This is a genomic window from Ruegeria sp. HKCCA0370 (assembly GCF_013033705.1).
GTDB lineage: Bacteria > Pseudomonadota > Alphaproteobacteria > Rhodobacterales > Rhodobacteraceae > Ruegeria.
In genome coordinates this window covers 36,945-55,858 of sequence record NZ_WQEP01000013.1, presented here as the reverse complement: position 1 = coordinate 55,858, position 18,914 = coordinate 36,945, and the positions used below count along the sequence as shown (strand labels likewise).

Genomic DNA, 18,914 nt, shown 5'->3' with positions numbered 1-18,914 from the left:
TTTGGGATGTCATTCAAGCAAACACTTTGCGCAGCGACAGCCATGACGCTCGTCACCGCGGGCGGCGCCTTGGCAGAAAACCTTGTCATCGCGACCGTGAACAACGGAGATATGATCCGTATGCAGGGGTTGACCCAGGACTTTACCGACAAGACCGGCCACACGGTTGAATGGGTAACTCTGGAAGAAAACGTACTGCGTCAGCGTGTCACCACTGATATCGCCGCCAAGGGCGGATCCTTCGACATCATGACAATCGGCATGTACGAAACACCGATCTGGGGCGCGAACGGCTGGCTGGTTCCGCTCGACGACCTGTCGGCAGAATATGATGCGGACGACATCCTTCCCGCCATGCGCGCCGGTCTGAGCCACGATGGCACGCTGTATGCCGCGCCGTTTTATGGCGAAAGCTCGATGATCATGTACCGCACGGACCTGATGGAAAAGGCCGGACTGGAAATGCCCGAAGCGCCAACCTGGCAGTTCATCCGCGAAGCAGCGGCGGCCATGACCGACCGCGATAATGACATCAACGGCATCTGTCTGCGTGGCAAGGCCGGTTGGGGCGAAGGCGGGGCCTTTATCACCGTGACCGGCAACTCTTTCGGAGCCCGCTGGTTTGATGAAGACTGGAATGCTCAATTTGATCAGCCGGAATGGGCCGAGGCGCTTAACTTCTTTGTTGGAATGATGGAAGAATCCGGTCCGACGGGCTACGCGACCAACGGCTTCAACGAAAACCTGAACTTGTTCCAGCAGGGCAAATGCGGCATGTGGATTGACGCAACCGTTGCCGCATCCTTCGTGACCAACCCCAACGACTCGACGGTCGCTGACAAGGTCGGTTTCGCCCTCGCCCCAAATAGCGAAGGCGTTGACAAGAAAGCCAACTGGCTGTGGGCATGGGCTCTGGCTGTTCCCGCCGGTACACAAAAAGAAGAAGCCGCGAAAGAGTTCATCGAGTGGGCCACCTCGAAAGACTACATTGAGCTCGTCGCTGAGAATGAAGGTTGGGCCAATGTACCCCCGGGTGCGCGTACTTCGCTGTACGAAAACCCGAACTACAAGGAAGTCCCCTTTGCTCAGATGACGCTGGACTCGATTCTTGCAGCGGATCCGACAAACCCAACTGTGAAGCCGGTTCCATATGTAGGTGTCCAGTTCGTTGCAATTCCTGAATTCGCTGGCATCGCAACCGAAGTCAGCCAGGAGTTCTCGGCAGTCTATGCCGGTCAGCAGACCGTGGAAGAAGCGCTTGCCAAGGCCCAGGCTCTGACCAACGACGCTATGGAAGCCGCAGGCTACCGCTAAGCGTTCCCCGCCCGGGGGTGCACTTTCTCCCCTGTACCCTCGGGCCCCATTTTTCTCTTTTAACCGCAGCTCCGTTTAAGATGGCCTTATGGCGATCAACAGAGGAGGTATGCCCCATGGCAACCCAACATTCTCGATCAGCGGCTCGCTTCATGATGGCACCAGCGGTCATCTTGCTCCTCGGATGGATGCTCGTGCCGCTGATCATGACCCTGATGTTCTCATTCAAGAAATACCTTCCGCTACGTGGTGGAGACCTTGGATGGGTTGGTTTCGAAAACTACGTCCGATTCGTAACTTCTAGCGCGTTTTGGCCTGCAGTAGGCGCCACGCTGGCCATTGTCGGCGGCGTTCTTCTGATAACGGTCGTCCTCGGTGTTTTGCTGGCTATCCTGCTGAACCAGCCGATGTGGGGGCAAGGTGTCGTCCGCATCCTCGTGATCGCACCTTTCTTTGTCATGCCGACCGTGTCAGCTCTGGTCTGGAAAAACATGTTCATGGACCCGGTGAATGGATTGTTCGCCCATCTGTGGCGCTTTTTCGGAGCCGAGCCGATCTCATGGCTGTCCGAGGCTTCCCTGCCTTCGATTGTCATGATCGTATCCTGGCAATGGCTACCCTTCGCCACGCTGATCCTGCTGACCGCAATCCAGTCGCTGGACGGTGAGCAGTTGGAAGCCGCCGAAATGGATGGTGCGCCACCATTGAAGCGTTTTGGTTACATCACCCTTCCGCATCTCAGCCGGGCTATCACGATCGTGATCCTGATCCAGACAATCTTCCTTCTGGCGATCTTCGCGGAAATCTTTGTCACAACCGGAGGTGCATTTGGCACCCGTACACTGACCTACCTGATCTTCCAGCGTGTACTTGAAAGTCAGAACGTAGGCCTCGGGTCCGCCGGTGGTGTCTATGCAATCATTCTCGCCAATATCGTTGCGATCTTCTTGATGCGCATCGTCGGCAAGAACCTGGACGCGTGAGGAGGAAAAAATGGCCCGCGCAGTTACTCAACAACGTAAAATCATCAACACCGCCGCCGCTTGGGGCATTGGTCTGCTGATCTTTTTCCCAATCCTCTGGACCGTCTTGACCAGCTTCAAGACTGAGGCTACGGCGATTGCCGACCCTCCGGTGTTTCTGGCCTTTGATTGGACGCTCGAGAACTATTCAGTTGTGATGGAACGGTCGAACTACGCCCGGTTCCTTTGGAACTCGATCATAATCGCCGGTGGCTCGACAATTCTGGGCATCATCGTCGCGGTGCCTGCGGCCTGGTCGATGGCGTTCGTACCTTCCAAGCGCACTAAGGACATTCTGCTGTGGATGCTGTCAACCAAGATGCTTCCAGCGGTGGGCGTCCTGTACCCCATCTATCTGATTTGCATCAAGCTTGGCATCCTCGACAGCCGGGGCGCGCTGGTGATCATCCTCATGCTGATGAATCTGCCGATCATCGTTTGGATGCTGTATACCTACTTTAGGGAAATCCCCGGTGAGATCCTGGAAGCTGCACGAATGGACGGGGCGACGTTGAAAGAGGAAATCCTCTACGTCCTCACTCCTATGGCGGTTCCCGGCATTGCTTCGACCTTGCTGCTAAACTTCATTCTGGCCTGGAACGAAGCGTTCTGGACACTGAACCTGACGGCAGCCAATGCAGCACCGCTGACGGCCTTCATTGCCAGCTATTCCAGCCCCGAAGGCCTGTTTTTCGCTAAGCTCAGCGCAGCTTCCACTATGGCCATTGCGCCAATCCTCATTCTTGGCTGGTTCAGCCAGAAACAACTTGTCAGCGGCTTGACCTTCGGCGCCGTCAAATAAGGAACTTGACCAATGGGACAAATTAAACTCAACCAAGTGACTAAAAGTTTCGGAGATGTTCAAGTCATTCCGCCTCTGGACCTCACGATTGAAGATGGCGAGTTCACGGTATTTGTCGGGCCTTCGGGCTGCGGTAAGTCTACGCTGCTGCGCCTGATTGCCGGGCTCGAGGACATCACGTCTGGTCACATCGAAATCGACGGATCGGATGCAACCGATGTACCTCCGGCTAAGCGCGGTCTGGCAATGGTCTTCCAATCCTATGCCCTGTATCCGCACATGTCTGTACGTAAGAACATCGCGTTCCCGATGAAAATGGCTGGGATCGATGAAGACGAGCAAAAACGCCGCATCGAAGGTGCCGCCAAGGCGCTGAACCTCACAGACTATCTGGACCGGCGTCCGGGCCAGTTGTCTGGCGGTCAGCGTCAGCGTGTCGCCATCGGCCGCGCCATTGTGCGGGAACCGGCAGCGTTCCTTTTCGACGAGCCGTTGTCCAATCTCGACGCGGCCCTGCGCGTTGGTATGCGGCTGGAAATCAGTGAACTGCACGAACGGCTCAAGACCACGATGATCTATGTTACGCACGATCAGGTCGAGGCCATGACCATGGCGGACAAGATCGTTGTCCTGCGTGCCGGTGTAATTGAACAGGTGGGTTCTCCACTGGAGCTCTATCACAACCCGCGCAACGAATTTGTCGCAGGGTTTATCGGATCTCCGAAGATGAACCTGATCGGTGGGGCCGAGGCCAATAAACACGGGGCAACCACCATTGGCATCCGCCCCGAGCACACGGATGTCAGCATGACGGAAGGGACTTGGAAAGGTGTTGTCGGTGTGGCCGAACACCTTGGTTCGGACACCTTCATTCACGTTCATGACACGGGTCTTGCCGACATGGTCACCGTGCGAATTACCGGGGATATACAGGCCAAGCACGGCGACACGATCTTTCTGACTCCGCAAATGGACAAGCTGCACAAGTTCGACGCTCAGGGTCTGAGGATTGTCTGATGCAACTGGCTGGAAAAACAGCCTTGATTACTGGTGCTGCCCGAGGGATCGGGCGGGCCTTTGCGGAGGCCTATGTTAACGAGGGCGCGCGGGTTGCCATCGCAGATATCAATATCGATGGCGCCCGCGAATGCGCTGCCGCGTTGGGCGAAAGTGCTATCGGAGTTGCCTTGGATGTGACCAACCAGGCCAGCATAGGTAGAGCAGTAGCGCTTACGGTGGCAGAGTTCGGTCACATCGACATTCTGGTTAACAACGCCGCGCTTTTTACCGCCGCTCCTATTGTCGAAATCGAGCGCGATGATTACCAGCGCGTCTTTGACATCAATGTGGCAGGAACGCTGTTCACGATGCAGGCTGTGGCCAGCCACATGATCAAGCGTGGACGAGGCGGCAAAATCATCAACATGGCCAGTCAGGCCGGGCGGCGTGGTGAACCGCTAGTCGCTGTTTATTGCGCGTCCAAGGCGGCAGTGATCAGCCTGACTCAATCCGCCGGGCTGAACCTGATCCGGCACGGCATAAACGTGAACGCCATTTCTCCGGGTGTCGTCGATGGTGAGCATTGGGACGGCGTAGACGCTTTCTTTGCCAAGTACGAAAACAAGGCCCCGGGGCAAAAGAAACAGGAAGTCGGTGCCGCAGTGCCCTACGGGCGCATGGGCACACCGGACGATTTGACCGGCATGGCTGTGTTTCTAGCCAGTGACGCGGCGGATTACATCGTCGCCCAAACCTACAACGTGGATGGTGGACAATGGATGAGCTGATCTCCCTTTCGAATGCGACACTCGATCAACTGGCTGTTGAACGTCCACGATATGATCGCACAACCCTGCAACCGGGCATCGTGCATATCGGCGTCGGCAATTTCCACCGTGCACATCAGGCATGGTATCTGCACCGCCTGATGCAGGAGGGCAAAGCGCATGATTGGGCCATCATCGGCGCCGGCGTGCGCCCCTATGATGCCGCCATGCGCGAAAAACTTCTTGCTCAGGATTGCCTTACAACTCTGATCGAACTCGACCCGAAAAAAGTTTCGGCCGAGGTCATTGGTTCCATGATCGATTATCTGCCAATCGAGGACGGCAATGGGGCACTGATCATCACAATGGCGGAACCTGCCATTCGTATCGTCGCCATGACTGTGACAGAAAGCGGATACTACATCGATCCTGTCACCAAGGAGTTCGACTCCAACCACCCCGATATTCAGCACGACGCAGCCCACCCCGACTCACCGCGCACGGCATTTGGTGCCATGGTGGCCGCATTGAGGCTGCGACGCGACGCAAGGCGTGGAGCATTTACGGGACTGAGCTGTGACAATCTGCAAGGCAACGGTGACATCCTGCGTCAGACCGTGGTGTCTCTGGCGCGTCTGTCCGACCCTGATCTAGCCGATTGGATCGACGCAAACGCGACCTTCCCCAACTCGATGGTGGATTGTATCGCTCCTGCCACAGGCCCAAACGAGTTGGCGCTTGCCAAGGACTTCGGTATCGACGATGACGCGGTGGTTACCCACGAAGCATTCCGCCAATGGGTAATCGAAGACAACTTCTGTGCCGGACGCCCAGACTGGGACGCGGTTGGCGCAACCTTCTCCGATGACGTTCACGCATTCGAAACCATGAAGATCCGAATCCTCAATGCTGGGCACCAGGTCCTTGCCAATGTTGGCGAAGTGCTCGGGCTCAGGACGATTTCCGAATGTATGCAGCACTCTGTTATTTCGTCATTCTTCGGCAAAGTGCAGAGAACGGAAATCGCGCCCACGGTAGCCGCTGTACCGGGCAAAAGCCCGGCTGAATATATTAGCCTCATCGAAAGCCGGTTCTCCAACCCGCGGATTGTCGACACCACCCGCCGCGTTGCCTTCGATGGCTCGGCGCGCCATACTGGGTTCGTTTTGCCGATCCTTCGGGACCAATTGCAAGCCGGGCGGTCCGTTGAAGGCCTCGCGCTTGTCGAAGCTCTGTGGGCACGCATGTGCGCAGGAACGCGCGAAGATGGCAGCGTCATCGAGGCAAATGATCCGATTTGGGATCAACTGTCACAAAACGCCTTTGCCGCAGCATCAAACCCGGCTGTGTGGCTCAATCAAGGCCGGATTTACGGCGAATTGAGTGAAGCCGGACCATTTTCTGATGCATTCTCGAAATGGCTGACAATGATTTGGGCGAATGGCTGCGAAGCCGCTCTAATCGCCTACGTAGATGACGCGTGATCTGACTCAAGGGCTGGAGTCCGCCTGACCGCCCTCCTGCGTTTCGATTGATGCATCCAGACCGAAAACCTTCGCCAGCTTCGCCATACGGGCCTTTACGGCATCACTGTCGGGCACTTCCGAGGACTCTTCGATGACCAGGCGAAGGACATCCGGGTCCACAATGATCTTGGCGTGTTCGAGGATCTTCGGCACGCTTGCTGAAAACCGATGACCCAAAAGCAAAGCGCCTCCAAGAAATTCTGCTTTCCTCACGGCATTGGATGTCAATGTATCCGTCGCCCTGGTGTCCAGTTTCGCTGGTTTGCCCCCGTAGCGCGCCATGACGGCAGTGGCTAGAAATGCCCGTTCCGGGTGGGTTATTCCGATAAACGGAAATTGCAGGATGCGCAAAAAGCTCTCGGCGGCGCGTACTTTCTGGTGATCGCGCCAAGCGATATCGGTTAGCGCGCATACCGCCAGCCGAACGCGACGGTTATTTTGAATCTCGGCAGGGAAGAGGTTATCCGTCCACCGTGCCAACGCTTCGGAGAAGTCGGGAACACGGGCGTCGGGAAGGCCAGTGGCCAATGCCCCTTCGATCAATGGATCACGATACTGCTCTTCCTCATCCAATTGTGCGTATAACCACCCTTCCCGAAGGCCGAGCGCAGAAAAGATAACTTTGTCGGATTTCAACCTTCGAAGTGCCCGCCACATCACCAGTGCCGAAGCCGACAAAGTCTCGACGCGCCGGCTTGGCACATCCGGAAGTTTCGCTATTTCTTCAGGTGACATTCGTGAGATCGATTTGGCTAAGTCCGAGACCTCTTCTGCAGGAAGTTCATAGGCGTGTACGACGCTGATCGGCCAGTCGTTCATCGCCATATGAATTCGCGCCAGAGCCCGCCAACCGCCACCGACTGCATAAAATGTCGAGTCCGTCAGCACAGGCGGCAAACCGTCTTTCAGAATGGCGTCGACGCGTTTTCTTGCTTCCTTGTAGCTCTGTCCCATCATTGCTCGGACCGGCAACGCGCCTAAGGGCATGCTTACTTTGCGCTCTCCCACTCGGTCGCCAAGAATTTCCGCGATTTCGAGACTTCCACCACCAATATCCCCAATCAGTCCGCGCGGTTGGAAAAAACCGGATATCACGCCGAAGGCCGCGTAGGTTGCTTCTTCATCACCTGACAGTAGTTTTGGTTCAACACCTGTCAAATCCCGAATTTTTGCGACCAATTCCGACCCATTCTTGGCCTTACGCATCGCTTCCGTTGCAAGTATGTCGACTCTGGTCACACCCATCGCTTCAGTGATTGCCTTGAAGCGCGTTATGGCATGCAAGGCACGGTCAATTGCTTCTTGTGTGAAATTACCGTCTTCATCCAGGCCTTCACCAAGTGCCGCCAGTGATTTCTCATTAAACCGGGGGAATGGCGCTCGACAAAGATCATCATAGACGACAAGCCGAATTGAATTGGAACCCACATCAATGACGGCGTAATGCTTTGATCGGCGCGCCAGAACTCTAGAGGTATCAATCTCTATTGTTCTGGGGTCGAAATGGGCTGCACCCGATGATCCGATTGACATAGTGGCGTTACTCCGCAGTCGATGGTCACGGAGATTATCACGTTCTTCAAGTCTACTTTAGGAAATTTTCTCGTACAGGGTAGCAAGTGACCGTTTGATGCATACGCTTTGTAATTCTTCCTTGGCTTTCGGCAGATGCACACCCGGAAATCTCAAATTACCACAGAATTTGGAAACGGAGCATTGGATGGTAATAGCAAACACCACGATCGAATTAGTCAGCAGCTCATCTTGAAGCAGCAATAGTCGTGACGGCCGTAGATTGATTTTCATCAAAACACCGGGTCTTGCCGCCGTCACGGGTTCCGAGCGTGCGTGCTCAGGTAGATTGCCGAACTTGAAAAGCTTCAAACAAGAGTGCTCCTCATCGGTCTACTAGCTTGTCAACTTCTTTGGGCAATTGAAGAGAGATAAATTAGGAAACCCCTAACAGCACCTCCTTTAGGGCTGAATACGTAGGCCGGTCCGACCTACGTATTATGTAAGATTACTGCGCACGAGACTTCTTCTGGGTAGTCGCGGTCGAGGACCTTTTTGCCGCCGCATTCTTTGATGCATTTTTTATTTTTGCACCACGTGGTTTGGCGGAAACCTGACGAGTTGTCCTTGCCTTAGGCAGAACTACATTCAGCGCATCTTCGGCTTTTAACCAATGCTCCTGTTCGCGCCCTTCAGGCTGACCTTCGTCCAGCCAAAAAAGGTATGCTGCTTCACGGATTTTGGATTCTTCAATTTTCTGTTTCTTCACGATTGTCTCCAACGTAGTCGGTGGTAGAGCTTGAGATGTTAGCGCTAGCAGTTTCGAGCAACATAGCACGTACACAATTGGCTTACGTAAGGGAAGCCAAAAGTTCTAACGTTTCGGAAAACCGTTAAAGTTGACGGCACTATTGCAGAGTATTAGCTACTCCAAATTTTGCGACACACCTGATTCAGAGGTTCTGTCGCAAACTTTGTTCCCACCTATCAGGTCAAGCGTGGTTTTGGTGGTGCTGTCAGACAAATTCGAACCAGTCTCAGCTAGGCCAGTAAAGCTGCCCTTTATTCGGTTCAAAGACCGCGCCACTCGGCAAGAGCGGCGGTGCGTGTCAGCTTGAAGGTATCTCTGCTGGCCAGCGATCTTTCCTGGTTGAAGTGGTTGTAGACCGAGGAATGGACGGCGGCGAACTTTTGCAAACTTCGCATTCGCCTGAAACGCTGCATCGCACGTTCGCGCCATCGAAACGGCAGGTGCGAATTCTCAACGCGGTTGTTGAGCCACCTGCCCGTCCTTTGTTTTTCGAGTGCACCCAATTGTCTGAGCGCAGCCTTATAGGATGCGAATCGATCCGTGAAAATGTTTTCCGCTTTTTCGTGTCGCTTCATCAATTTCTTGAGGAATCTCAATGCGGCAGCTTTGTTTCGTCGTTTGGTGACGCCTGCTTCCAGCACTTCGCCCTCGTGATCAACAGCCCGCCAAAGATAATGCCGCTTGCCATTCACCTTCACGAAAAACTCGCCCACGTGCCACTTCCATTTCGAGAATGCGCGCAGTTTCTGAACACGCTTCCGCCTGATCTCAGCAGCAAACATTGGGCCAAACCTATTCCACCAATATCGGACAGTTTCGTGACTCACGTCGATGCCTCGCTCGTGCGACAAGTCTTCAACATTCCGAAGCGAGAGCGGGAAACGGATGTACAGCATCACCGCCAGACGGATGATCTCGGGACTGGTTTTGAAATACTGGGGGATCATCGTTCCATGAGAAAAAGCTACGAAAGCTTCCTGCCCCGCTCAAGCAAAGCTCTTCTGACAAGACGCTTGAAAGAGATGCGTTTTGTAGCGCCGGATCGCTATTCAGCTCCCCGCCCGCCCAAAACTGATCTCTTCAGATGATCGCCGGCAGAAACTTAGTAGAGACCCGCGACCTTTGCCCTCAGTTTTATCAGTGATGCAACAGTGTCGATTGTGGGCGTTGCGATCCCGGTCAGTTGCCCCAATTCCTGCACCGAAGTGACCAGTGCGTCAATTTCCATTGGTCGGCTCAACTCCAAGTCCTGCCACATAGAGGTCTTGTGGGCGCCAACTGCTGCCCCGCCGTCAATACGTTTTTCAACATCTACCGGAAACCTGACCCCAAGTTTCTCAGCGATTTCCTGAGCCTCTAGCATCATTCCGCGCGCCACAGAGCGTGTGCCCGGATTGGTACATAATACATCAAGTGTTGAGTGGGTAAGAGCGGAAATAGGGTTGAAAGACAGATTACCCCATAGTTTCAGCCAAATTTCGTCCCGAATTCTTGGTCTCACGGGCGCACGCAACCCAGCGGCGGATAGTGCCACCGAAAACTTGGCAGCGCGGTCTGTTTTGGAACCATCAGGCTCGCCCAACGAAAAACGATTGCCTTCGACATGCTTGATAGTTCCCGGAGTAACGACTTCTGCGGCTGGGTAGACGACACATCCAAGAACCCGATCTGGCCCGAAACCGTTCCATTGCACGTTACCCGGGTCCAAAGACCGCAACCTCGTCCCTTCGTAGGGACCATCCAGTTTGTGGAAGTACCACCAAGGCACCCCGTTCACCCCACTTACTAGTGTTGTTTCGGCTCCAATCAGCGGCTGCATTGTGTCCACAACTGCTGGAACAGAGTGCGCTTTTAGTGTGATAAAGACATAATCTTGTGGGCCAAGATCGGCGGCATTGTCTGAGGCGCGTACTGGCACGTTGATCGGGTCCCGCCCATCCTCAAGGAGAGTCAGCCCTTTTTCTTGCATTGCAGCCAGATGTGGGCCACGTGCAATGACACTGACGTCGACGTCGGTCTGCGCGAGCTTCGCGGCCACGTAACCTCCGATAGCTCCGGCTCCAAAGATGCAAACTTTCATGTGTCTAAGCCTTTGCCAGTCCCAATTTAGCGGCCAGCCCGATCCTTTGTATCTTACCAGTCGCGCCTTTTGGAATCTCTTCGAGAATAACCACTGAAGTCGGCACCTTGAACTTTGCGAGCCGAGCGCCAACGAAATCCCGAACTTCCTGACCTGCAATCGCGGCTCCTTCTGAGAGCACCACCGCCGCCGCAATGTCTTCGCCAAGTTTTTCGTGTGGAACGGCAAAACAAACTGCCTGAGCAACGTCCGGGTGGCTCAGAAGCACGGCATCGACCTCAAGTGGGCTGATTTTTTCTCCACCGCGATTGATCAGCTCTTTGAGGCGTCCGGTCAGACGCAGATAATTCTCTTCGTCGAACGACCCCTGATCACCGGTGCGAAACCAAAGCTTTCCATCCGCTTCAAAGAAATTGTCTGCATTTGCCTGCGGGTTGCTCTCGTATCCCGGTGTCACGTTCGGACCGCTGATAACGATTTCTCCAACATCACGCGAAGCGATCAATACATTTTCCGTTTCGTCCGCAATTCTGACTTCGGGGCCTGCAGCTATTCCAACAGATCCGGACTTTTGCTTTTGCGGAGGAAGCGGGTTGCAACACATTTGGTGCGCGGCCTCTGTCATGCCGTAGGCTTCGATAACGGGTGCATCAAATGTTGCCACCAACTCTTCCATGACTGGTGCGGGCAAGGAAGCAGAAGAAGATCGAAGAAAGCGCAACCGCGATTGATCAATGATTGATTGGTTTCGTGCAGCTCGGGTCAGAATAGCCTGGTGCATCGTCGGAACCGCCGTGTACCAAGTCGGATCAACCTCAGCGACCTGTGAAAAAAAGCTAAGAGCGTTGAACCCAGGGGCGCAGCTAATTTGCGATCCGGCGCCTAAAGAAGCTGCGACTGCTGCGATCAGCCCATGGATATGGAACAGCGGCATGATGCTCAGACAACGATCATCGATTGTCAGTTTCAAAGATGAAGCCACATTTCTCGCGGACGCGTAGATATTAGCCTGCGTCAGCGGAACGATCTTGGGACGCGACGTTGTTCCTGACGTGTGGAGGATCAGGGCAACGTCATCTTCGCCCGGTGCGGATGTATCAGCCTCGCCAATCGGGTCACAGGATAAAATGGAAAACTGCCCAGCTGGATGTGAACTGTCGCAACACGCCCTCAGGATAGCGATGCCAAGGTCCCTCGCCGCCTTTACGGCAGGACCATTTTCGTTTTCGCTTGCAAGTAGAGCCTTGGCCTTCAAGTCTTTGAGGTAAAATACGTATTCTTCGTGAGTGTATGCAGGGTTTAAGGGCGCCGTCGTCGCCACTTGGGCAACGGATATGAATGCCGTCGCCATCTCTGGTCCGTTGGGCAACACAATTGCCACCCTGTCACCGCGCCCTACTCCGATCTGATGCAGATCCTCTTTGACCTTCGCGCAATGCTCGCGCAAACCAAGATAGCTCAACCAAGACCGGCCAGGGGCGCCAATGGCATTTGCAGTGTCTGCGTTGTGTGCGATCAATTCAGCGACTAGATGGGGCATCTGTTGTCCGTTTACAAAAGCGTCGGTTTCTTTCGCAATGTAAGGTCGTCGCAGCAGGTTCTAAGTCACGCGTACGTTCAGGCTGCCCAGCTTGTCGACGGCCAAGACCATAACATCCCCTCGGTTGACGGGACCAACACCAGAAGGTGTCCCTGAAAGGATAACGTCACCGGCCGCAAGCTCGAAGTAGTCGCTCAGGTACGAGATCATCTCGGGGACTTTCCAAATCATTTGGTTCAAGTCGCCTTCTTGCCGAACTTCACCATTCACCGTCAGAGTAATCGGACCTCTGTCGAGATGCCCGACCTCTGATGCCTTGTGAATTGGTCCGCATGGCGCCGAGCGCTCAAACGCTTTCCCAATTTCCCACGGGCGGCCCATCTTTTTCATCTGTCCTTGCAGATCGCGACGGGTCATATCAAGCGAAAGGCCGTACCCAAAGACATGATCCAATGCATCGTCCACCGAGATATTCGTGCCGCCGGACTTGAGCGCAACAAGCATTTCTGCTTCGTGGTGCACGTCGGAACTGTGCGGAGGGTACGGGAATTCCCCTGAAGGGTCCAAATTGTTCGGGTTCTTTTGAAAGAAAAATGGAGGTTCCCGGTTCGGGTCATGGCCCATTTCAATTGCATGCGCCGCGTAGTTTCGCCCAATGCAGTAGACACGCCGGACCGGGAACGTGCCGCCGCCCGCTACGGGTATGACATGCACCTGCGGCGCGGGAATTACATGATCGGACATCGCTTTCCTCCTGAACGTTCAACTGCCAAAGATCGGACTTCCAAACGGTCAGATACCTTCCGACCGATGCCACGCCACATTCAAATGGACGCGGCGGCTTACCAAGTCATCGCCAAAATTCAGGCTGTTTTGCAAGACCAACGGCCACAATCTGCCCCGACCATTTCCCGAATTGGTTGGGCGCCAGCGCCACTTCAGCTGTCGGACTGGATGCTCGTAGGCAGCACCCGCGAATAAACCGATTTCAGGTGATCCACCATGGCACTGGCCGCAAGCTCACAGTCGCCCTTTGCTATGGCAGACACGATCACATCATGTTCGCTAAAGCTGGAATAGTTTTCTGTGGGCTTTAAAGTTTCGCGTGGCTGCCCCCAAACAATCGATCTTCGAACTGAATTCAAAGTCTCAAAGAAGTATAAAAAGAGCTGGTTACGAGTGGAGCGGGCTATAGCGTAATGCAAATTATTGTCCCAAGCTTCGTACGTGCGCCAATCCTCTGCGGTACGACATTTGTCCGCGCAAAGCCTCATTTGCTCACGATCGGAACGTGTGGAATGGAGCGCTGCGAGGCGGCTAAGCTGCGGCTCGATCGTAAATCTAACGGATACAACCTGCTCAGGTTTAATTTGGTTGCCCAAATAAGTTACATCGGTGAGGTTGAGAACCGGCCTGGAACCAACAAATGTTCCCCGCCCCACATGACGCCAGATCAACCCCTGGGCCTCAAGCTCTGCCAACGCTCTTCGCAACTGATTGCGAGTTGTCCCGAGTTTTGAACACAGCTCACGTTCAGGTGGGAGCCTGTCGTTATGCCTGTAGCCGGCATTGTTAATCAGGTCGCGTACACTTTGCGCGAGTTCGGTTGGTGCGTTCATATCTCCACCCAATTTGGTGATTGGTTGATTGATTGAAACGCCAAGTCGGAAAAAACTCAAGGGCAAGACAAAAGCAAAAAACGAGTCGCTGGACGGTATCCGTGACCACAGCTTGACATCAGCACGAGGGAGGAGTGCCGAGTGCGGTTAGCAACTGTTTCCGTAGAAGGCCACGCCGTTTGCGTGGCAATACTAAACGATGGCAGCAAGTTGGACGTTTTGCGCGCAGCGCAAGTGCTTGGCAAAGCGCTGGACGCGGGTTCAATGCAGCAGCTGATCGCAGGCGGAGAAGATACGCTTGGCGTTTTGAATAGCCTCGTTTTATCGGCCGAAGTAGGTAATCTAAAGGACGCATTGGTCCCGGATGACGCGCCGTTTCTCGCGCCAATTCCTTCCCCGCGTAAGAACGTTTTCTGTGTGGGGCGCAATTACGCTGAACACATCGCCGAGGGCGAACGTGCACAAAACCAAAAAATTGGTGTAACAGAGCATCCGGTTTTCTTCACAAAACCGCCGACATCGATTGTGGCGCCAGAGGCAGACATTCTGATATTCCCCTCGGTCTCACAAGCCATTGACTATGAAGTTGAACTGGCAGTTGTGATTGGGAAACCGGGGCGAAATATAGCCAAGGCTGACGCATACGACCATGTATACGGCTATACTATCCTAAATGACATCACCGCACGCGACATTCAACGCCGACATGGTGGGCAGTATTTCAAAGGCAAAGGTTTAGATGGTTCTTGCCCATTGGGTCCCTGGATAGTGACTGCTGACGCGGTCAGCGATCCGCATTCATTGTCCATTGGAATAACAGTCAACGGAGAACAGCGCCAAAACGGCACTACGTCGGACATGATTTTCGACATTCCAACGCTGATCGCATCCCTATCAGAAGGCCTGACCCTGGAACCGGGCGACGTACTGGCGACCGGCACGCCGTCTGGCGTCGGATACGCAATGGACCCACCTCAGTTCCTAAAAGGCGGGGACACGGTGGTTTGTGAAATTTCAGAAATCGGCACGCTCAGGAATACCGTGCGCGCCGTGTAAGTGGCTCCTGCATCTCTGAAGCTGCTGGATGCCAACCATGCAAGGGAGGAAGACTAAAATGATGAACAGAAGGACTTTCACAGCGTCCTTGCTTTCGGCAGTTCCGATAGCGGGAGCATTGGGAACAAAAGGTTTTGCGCAGGACTTGCGTAAGATCACTTTTGTGCAGCCGAGCCCATCGGCGATCAACTCATTTCCTGTTTTTGTCGCCATTGGAGAAGGTTACTTCGCGGACGAAGGTTTGGACGTGACCGTCGAGGCGATCAACGGTTCGGGAGCCGTGCTTCAGGCATTATCCGCCGGACAGGCGCACTTCGGTCGCCCGGGACCCGGCCCCTTGATTGCAGCACGCTCGCGTGATGTGGATGCCGTGCATATTTACAATGTTGCGGCGCGCAGCAACTTTGGCATCGCAGTGCCCGAAGACTCTGACATCCAAAACGTTGAAGAGTTGCGGGGCAAAGTTATCGGGACAGGTACAGCTGATGGCGCAGAAGTGGGCTTTGCGCGCAATGTGATGACCGGCGCAGGAATGAAAGAAGGTGAAGATTATACCTTCCTGACTGTCGGCGACGGTGGCCCTGCGACCGCGGCTTTTCTGAATGGCGAAATCGACGCGTATTCCGCGTCCACCGCTGACACGGCAATTCTGAACCAACGCGGAATGGCAGTGCGTGACATTACGCCTGCAGAATTCGGGCGTTTCTTCGGTAACGGCATCGCCACAATGGCCGACACAATCGCCAACGACCGCGAACTGGTCGAGGCCTGGAGCCGCGCTTTCGCTCGTGGTCATGCCTTTGCGCTGGATGATGCCAACCGCGAAGCTGTGTTGAAGCACCTGGCGGACGGCAATCCGCAGGAAGGCGAGGACAAGGAGTTCCAGTCAGCGCTGTTCGATGCCGTACGTTCGAAAACCATAGCAGCGGATCCAAGCAACGGTTTGGGATGGTACCCCGCCGAAGTTTGGCAGGAATGGCAAGACGCACTTGTTGCAGGTGGCGAAATTCCGGGACCGCTTGATGACTTGAGCGCTGCCTGGACCAATGAATTTGCCGCCATCGGCAACGAGGCCGCCAGCAAATGAACGCTGCAGCCGCAAAAGAGTTTTCCGGCGCGCCCTTGGGCACGCCGGTCTACGAATTGACCCATTTAAGCAAGACCTATGCACGCAACCTTGTTGTTGCGCTTGAGGACATTAATCTGACGTTACGGAAAGGAAGCTTCACTTCTGTAATTGGGTCCAGCGGGTGCGGGAAATCCACTCTGCTCAAGATCATGGCGGGTCTGATCCCTCCCACCAAAGGGCGTGTGATCCTACAGGGCCTGCCAGTCACCGGTCCCCGTCGAGATATTGGTATGATGTTTCAACAGGCGACACTATTTCCCTGGAAAACAGCGGTGGAAAACATCGTGTTGCCAATCGAGATCCGCGACGGAAAGGCAGCCGCCAAGCAAGCAATGGGCAAGGCTCACGAACTATTGGACATCGTGGGCTTGAAGGGTTTCGAAGACGTATACCCGAACGAATTGTCGGGCGGCATGGCACAGCGCGCCTCAATCTGCCGTATGCTGATCACAGAACCAGCTGTACTTTTGTTAGACGAACCATTCAGCGCGCTGGACGAGCTGTCACGCGACATGATGAATATGGAACTGCAGCGGATTTGCCATGAACAGGATGCGACTGCTTTTCTTGTTACGCACTCTATTCAGGAAGCCGTTATTTTGTCCGACGAAATCGTCGTGTTGAAACCACGCCCGGGCAGGATTGCCGAAATTGTGAAGGTCGATCTGCCACGCCCACGCACGTTGGATATGATGACCACACCCAAGTTTGGCGCTATTGTAGACTACATTCGCGGCCTCCTGGATAAGGGAGAAGAAATGTGAGCGACGTTCATAACTACTCACCTGCCCTAAAAGACGCCGACACCGCAGAAGACACTGTATGGGAACAAAAAGTTCACTTTATCGACTCGGTCCCACGCTGGCTGGCGATGACCTTTGTCTTCGTGGTTTTCGTCGGCACTTGGCAAATCGTGACGAGCCTTAAGCTGGTTTCCCCGATCATTCTGCCTACACCGTTGGAAACCCTGAAAGATATGATCTTCGTGGGACAAAATCTATTGACTGGCGGCTATATGCTTGGAGCGCTGTGGATCACAATCAAAGAAGTGATCTACGGTTTTGCGCTGGCGATCGCGATCGGTTTTTCGCTGGGCGTATTGGTGGGGGAAACGGCATTTGGTGAAAAGGCAGTGATGCCTTACCTGGTGGCGATAGATACCATGCCAAAAGTGGCATTTGCCCCACTCTTTGTAGCGTGGTTGGGCTTTGGTATTGAATCGAAGGTGGCACTTGCTGCCTTTATCGCGACATTTCCAATCGTGGTCGGTACTGCGGCTGGGCTTCACGCCGCCGATGAAAACGCGCGTATGCTTTTCAAGACGATGGGCGCAAGTCGGATGCAGACATTGTTCAAGATGAAACTGCCGACTGGCCTGCCGCAGATTTTTACCGGCCTCAAGATCGGAGCAGTCGGCGTTATGGCCGGTGCGATCACAGGAGAATTCCTAGGCGGTGGCAAGGGATTTGGCGAACTTATTCGGGTTGCCGCCTCGCAGCTCAACACGCCGCGCGTCTTCTCGTTAATCCTGTATCTCAGCCTTGTCGGTCTGGTCGTATTTGCGTCGGTGGTTTGGACACAGCGTAAATTGGTGTTCTGGCACAAGGAACAGGTGGGAAGAGATGACTTCTGAGCCTTTGAAAATTGACTGCCACACCCTGCGTGAATTTGTGGCGGCCGCACTCGAAACTCGAGGTGTGCCAAAATCAGATGCGGACAAGGTGGCCTCGACGATGGTTGAGGCCGACATTTATGGCTATGGCACGCACGGTGTTTTTCGCCTTCGACAGTACCTAGCCCGGCTGGCGGGAGGTGGCTCCAATCCTACGCCCAAAGTCACAGTAGTACATGAGACCGCTGCAACTGCTTTGATCGACGGAGATGACGGCCTCGGCCATCTGGCTATGTCGGCGGCTCGGGATCTTGCAATTGAAAAGGCAAAAGAGGCCGGCATCGGATGGGTTGGTGTTCGGCGCGGCAATCATGCTGGACCACTGGCACTTTATGTACGTCCACAAGCCGAGGCAGGGCTGCTTGGTATGGCCGCGGCAGTGGGCAGCGCGAACCACGTCCCGCCCTATGGCGGTAGCGACTTGCTTCTTGGTACCAATCCCATTGCTTTTTCCGCCCCCGTCGATGGTCCCGACCCGTTTGTGTTTGATATGGCGACGACAGTTGCCGCGATGGGCAAGATCAAGACCCTGTTGCAGCAAGGCGAACCTATGCCCGAAGGTTGGATGGTTGGGCGTGATGGCAATCCGTTAACGGACCCTGCCCGCAAATCAGAAGGGTTTCTTTTGCCGATCGGAGGTCCGAAGGGTTTCGGCCTTTCCGTGGCCATAGGGTTGATGGCCGGAGTCTTGAACGGCGCTGCCTTCGGCTCTGACGTGGTCAACTTCACATCAGACACAACCTCATCCACAAACACAGGCCAATTCGTAATGGCGCTTGATCCGGCGGCCTTTGGAATGGAAAAAGACTTTGCTTCGAATGCAGCCCGCGTCTTCTCTGAAATGCGCGCATCCGCCCCCCTGCCCGGTCATGACCCGGTACGCCTGCCCGGAGACGGAAAAACGGCCGCAGCTGAGGCCCGTCGCAAAGACGGTGTAAGCCTCAACCCCGCTCTTTGCCGAGACCTCAACAATCTTGCCCTGGACTGTGGACTGACTCCCCCGTTTCCTGATGTTAACACTGACTAGCGGCATATCTTTGGGAAGCCGGTATGCACTTTTGACCA

The 18,914-nt window shown here is 54.6% G+C and carries 19 protein-coding genes; 11 read left to right on the top strand and 8 right to left on the bottom strand.

Annotated features, from left to right (window positions below; translation table 11 throughout):
* Positions 1–6: 6 nt before the first annotated feature.
* From GOW31_RS19990 to GOW31_RS19965, 6 genes are all read left to right on the top strand, one after another.
* Positions 7–1,314 carry a sugar ABC transporter substrate-binding protein gene (locus GOW31_RS19990; protein ID WP_171117853.1) on the top strand — a complete coding sequence of 436 codons (1,308 nt, stop codon included), beginning with the start codon at positions 7–9 and terminating at the stop codon, positions 1,312–1,314.
* A 116-nt stretch (positions 1,315–1,430) separates the two neighbouring features.
* A complete protein-coding gene (locus tag GOW31_RS19985; protein ID WP_171117851.1) occupies positions 1,431–2,297 on the top strand; it encodes a carbohydrate ABC transporter permease in 867 nt (288 codons plus the stop codon).
* A 10-nt stretch (positions 2,298–2,307) separates the two neighbouring features.
* Positions 2,308–3,138: a carbohydrate ABC transporter permease gene (locus GOW31_RS19980; RefSeq protein WP_171117849.1), complete on the top strand. Its 831-nt coding sequence runs from the start codon at positions 2,308–2,310 to the stop codon at positions 3,136–3,138.
* Between the two features lie 12 nt (positions 3,139–3,150).
* Entirely contained in the window at positions 3,151–4,155 is a 1,005-nt protein-coding gene (locus tag GOW31_RS19975) for an ABC transporter ATP-binding protein (RefSeq protein ID WP_171172503.1), read from the top strand.
* Positions 4,152–4,925 (top strand): L-iditol 2-dehydrogenase, encoded by a 774-nt coding sequence (locus tag GOW31_RS19970; protein ID WP_301282537.1) that lies wholly within the window; start codon positions 4,152–4,154, stop codon positions 4,923–4,925. Before GOW31_RS19975 ends, GOW31_RS19970 begins: the two co-directional genes overlap by 4 nt.
* Positions 4,913–6,388: a mannitol dehydrogenase family protein gene (locus GOW31_RS19965; protein WP_171117843.1), complete on the top strand. Its 1,476-nt coding sequence runs from the start codon at positions 4,913–4,915 to the stop codon at positions 6,386–6,388. The genes GOW31_RS19970 and GOW31_RS19965 overlap by 13 nt, the downstream gene beginning before the upstream one ends.
* A gap of 6 nt (positions 6,389–6,394) precedes the next feature.
* Here GOW31_RS19965 and GOW31_RS19960 read toward each other — a convergent pair whose 3' ends face one another.
* The 8 genes from GOW31_RS19960 to GOW31_RS19925 all read right to left on the bottom strand — a co-directional run bounded on the left by GOW31_RS19960 (position 6,395) and on the right by GOW31_RS19925 (position 14,052).
* Positions 6,395–7,963 carry a Ppx/GppA phosphatase family protein gene (locus GOW31_RS19960; RefSeq protein ID WP_171172499.1) on the bottom strand — a complete coding sequence of 523 codons (1,569 nt, stop codon included), beginning with the start codon at positions 7,961–7,963 and terminating at the stop codon, positions 6,395–6,397.
* 57 nt (positions 7,964–8,020) lie between these two features.
* Complete coding sequence (locus tag GOW31_RS19955; protein WP_171172496.1) at positions 8,021–8,314, bottom strand: hypothetical protein; 294 nt, start codon at positions 8,312–8,314, stop codon at positions 8,021–8,023.
* A 136-nt stretch (positions 8,315–8,450) separates the two neighbouring features.
* Entirely contained in the window at positions 8,451–8,711 is a 261-nt protein-coding gene (locus tag GOW31_RS19950) for a DUF2934 domain-containing protein (RefSeq protein ID WP_171172493.1), read from the bottom strand.
* Positions 8,712–9,013: 302 nt separating this feature from the next.
* Positions 9,014–9,700 (bottom strand): IS6 family transposase, encoded by a 687-nt coding sequence (locus GOW31_RS19945; RefSeq protein WP_171172491.1) that lies wholly within the window; start codon positions 9,698–9,700, stop codon positions 9,014–9,016.
* Positions 9,701–9,855: 155 nt separating this feature from the next.
* A complete protein-coding gene (locus tag GOW31_RS19940) occupies positions 9,856–10,833 on the bottom strand; it encodes a 2-dehydropantoate 2-reductase (protein WP_171172489.1) in 978 nt (325 codons plus the stop codon).
* Positions 10,834–10,837: 4 nt separating this feature from the next.
* The gene (locus GOW31_RS19935) at positions 10,838–12,373 is read right to left on the bottom strand and encodes an acyl--CoA ligase (RefSeq protein ID WP_171172486.1); all 1,536 of its coding nucleotides are present in this window, start codon (positions 12,371–12,373) and stop codon (positions 10,838–10,840) included.
* Positions 12,374–12,433: 60 nt separating this feature from the next.
* Positions 12,434–13,117, bottom strand: a complete 684-nt coding sequence (locus GOW31_RS19930; protein ID WP_171172484.1) for a fumarylacetoacetate hydrolase family protein — start codon at positions 13,115–13,117, stop codon at positions 12,434–12,436.
* 194 nt (positions 13,118–13,311) lie between these two features.
* Positions 13,312–14,052 carry a FadR/GntR family transcriptional regulator gene (locus GOW31_RS19925; protein WP_254441775.1) on the bottom strand — a complete coding sequence of 247 codons (741 nt, stop codon included), beginning with the start codon at positions 14,050–14,052 and terminating at the stop codon, positions 13,312–13,314.
* A gap of 204 nt (positions 14,053–14,256) precedes the next feature.
* Here GOW31_RS19925 and GOW31_RS19920 point away from each other — a divergent pair, with 204 nt between their 5' ends.
* From GOW31_RS19920 to GOW31_RS19900, 5 genes are all read left to right on the top strand, one after another.
* Positions 14,257–15,048 carry a fumarylacetoacetate hydrolase family protein gene (locus tag GOW31_RS19920; protein WP_253282550.1) on the top strand — a complete coding sequence of 264 codons (792 nt, stop codon included), beginning with the start codon at positions 14,257–14,259 and terminating at the stop codon, positions 15,046–15,048.
* A 145-nt stretch (positions 15,049–15,193) separates the two neighbouring features.
* Positions 15,194–16,135: an ABC transporter substrate-binding protein gene (locus GOW31_RS19915; protein WP_254441774.1), complete on the top strand. Its 942-nt coding sequence runs from the start codon at positions 15,194–15,196 to the stop codon at positions 16,133–16,135.
* Positions 16,132–16,941, top strand: a complete 810-nt coding sequence (locus GOW31_RS19910; RefSeq protein WP_170646556.1) for an ABC transporter ATP-binding protein — start codon at positions 16,132–16,134, stop codon at positions 16,939–16,941. The genes GOW31_RS19915 and GOW31_RS19910 overlap by 4 nt, the downstream gene beginning before the upstream one ends.
* Positions 16,938–17,810, top strand: a complete 873-nt coding sequence (locus tag GOW31_RS19905; protein WP_170512646.1) for an ABC transporter permease — start codon at positions 16,938–16,940, stop codon at positions 17,808–17,810. The genes GOW31_RS19910 and GOW31_RS19905 overlap by 4 nt, the downstream gene beginning before the upstream one ends.
* Positions 17,800–18,876: an Ldh family oxidoreductase gene (locus GOW31_RS19900; protein ID WP_171172480.1), complete on the top strand. Its 1,077-nt coding sequence runs from the start codon at positions 17,800–17,802 to the stop codon at positions 18,874–18,876. The genes GOW31_RS19905 and GOW31_RS19900 overlap by 11 nt, the downstream gene beginning before the upstream one ends.
* Positions 18,877–18,914: the final 38 nt, after the last annotated feature.

Coding starts and splice junctions, on each gene's coding strand:
- GOW31_RS19930 (WP_171172484.1), bottom strand. CDS start 13,117: ATGTCCGATCATGTAATTCCCGCGCCGCAGGTGCATGTCATACCCGTA.
- GOW31_RS19900 (WP_171172480.1), top strand. CDS start 17,800: ATGACTTCTGAGCCTTTGAAAATTGACTGCCACACCCTGCGTGAATTT.
- GOW31_RS19975 (WP_171172503.1), top strand. CDS start 3,151: ATGGGACAAATTAAACTCAACCAAGTGACTAAAAGTTTCGGAGATGTT.
- GOW31_RS19980 (WP_171117849.1), top strand. CDS start 2,308: ATGGCCCGCGCAGTTACTCAACAACGTAAAATCATCAACACCGCCGCC.
- GOW31_RS19945 (WP_171172491.1), bottom strand. CDS start 9,700: ATGATCCCCCAGTATTTCAAAACCAGTCCCGAGATCATCCGTCTGGCG.
- GOW31_RS19910 (WP_170646556.1), top strand. CDS start 16,132: ATGAACGCTGCAGCCGCAAAAGAGTTTTCCGGCGCGCCCTTGGGCACG.
- GOW31_RS19965 (WP_171117843.1), top strand. CDS start 4,913: ATGGATGAGCTGATCTCCCTTTCGAATGCGACACTCGATCAACTGGCT.
- GOW31_RS19920 (WP_253282550.1), top strand. CDS start 14,257: ATGCAGCAGCTGATCGCAGGCGGAGAAGATACGCTTGGCGTTTTGAAT.
- GOW31_RS19985 (WP_171117851.1), top strand. CDS start 1,431: ATGGCAACCCAACATTCTCGATCAGCGGCTCGCTTCATGATGGCACCA.
- GOW31_RS19940 (WP_171172489.1), bottom strand. CDS start 10,833: ATGAAAGTTTGCATCTTTGGAGCCGGAGCTATCGGAGGTTACGTGGCC.
- GOW31_RS19960 (WP_171172499.1), bottom strand. CDS start 7,963: ATGTCAATCGGATCATCGGGTGCAGCCCATTTCGACCCCAGAACAATA.
- GOW31_RS19990 (WP_171117853.1), top strand. CDS start 7: ATGTCATTCAAGCAAACACTTTGCGCAGCGACAGCCATGACGCTCGTC.
- GOW31_RS19935 (WP_171172486.1), bottom strand. CDS start 12,373: ATGCCCCATCTAGTCGCTGAATTGATCGCACACAACGCAGACACTGCA.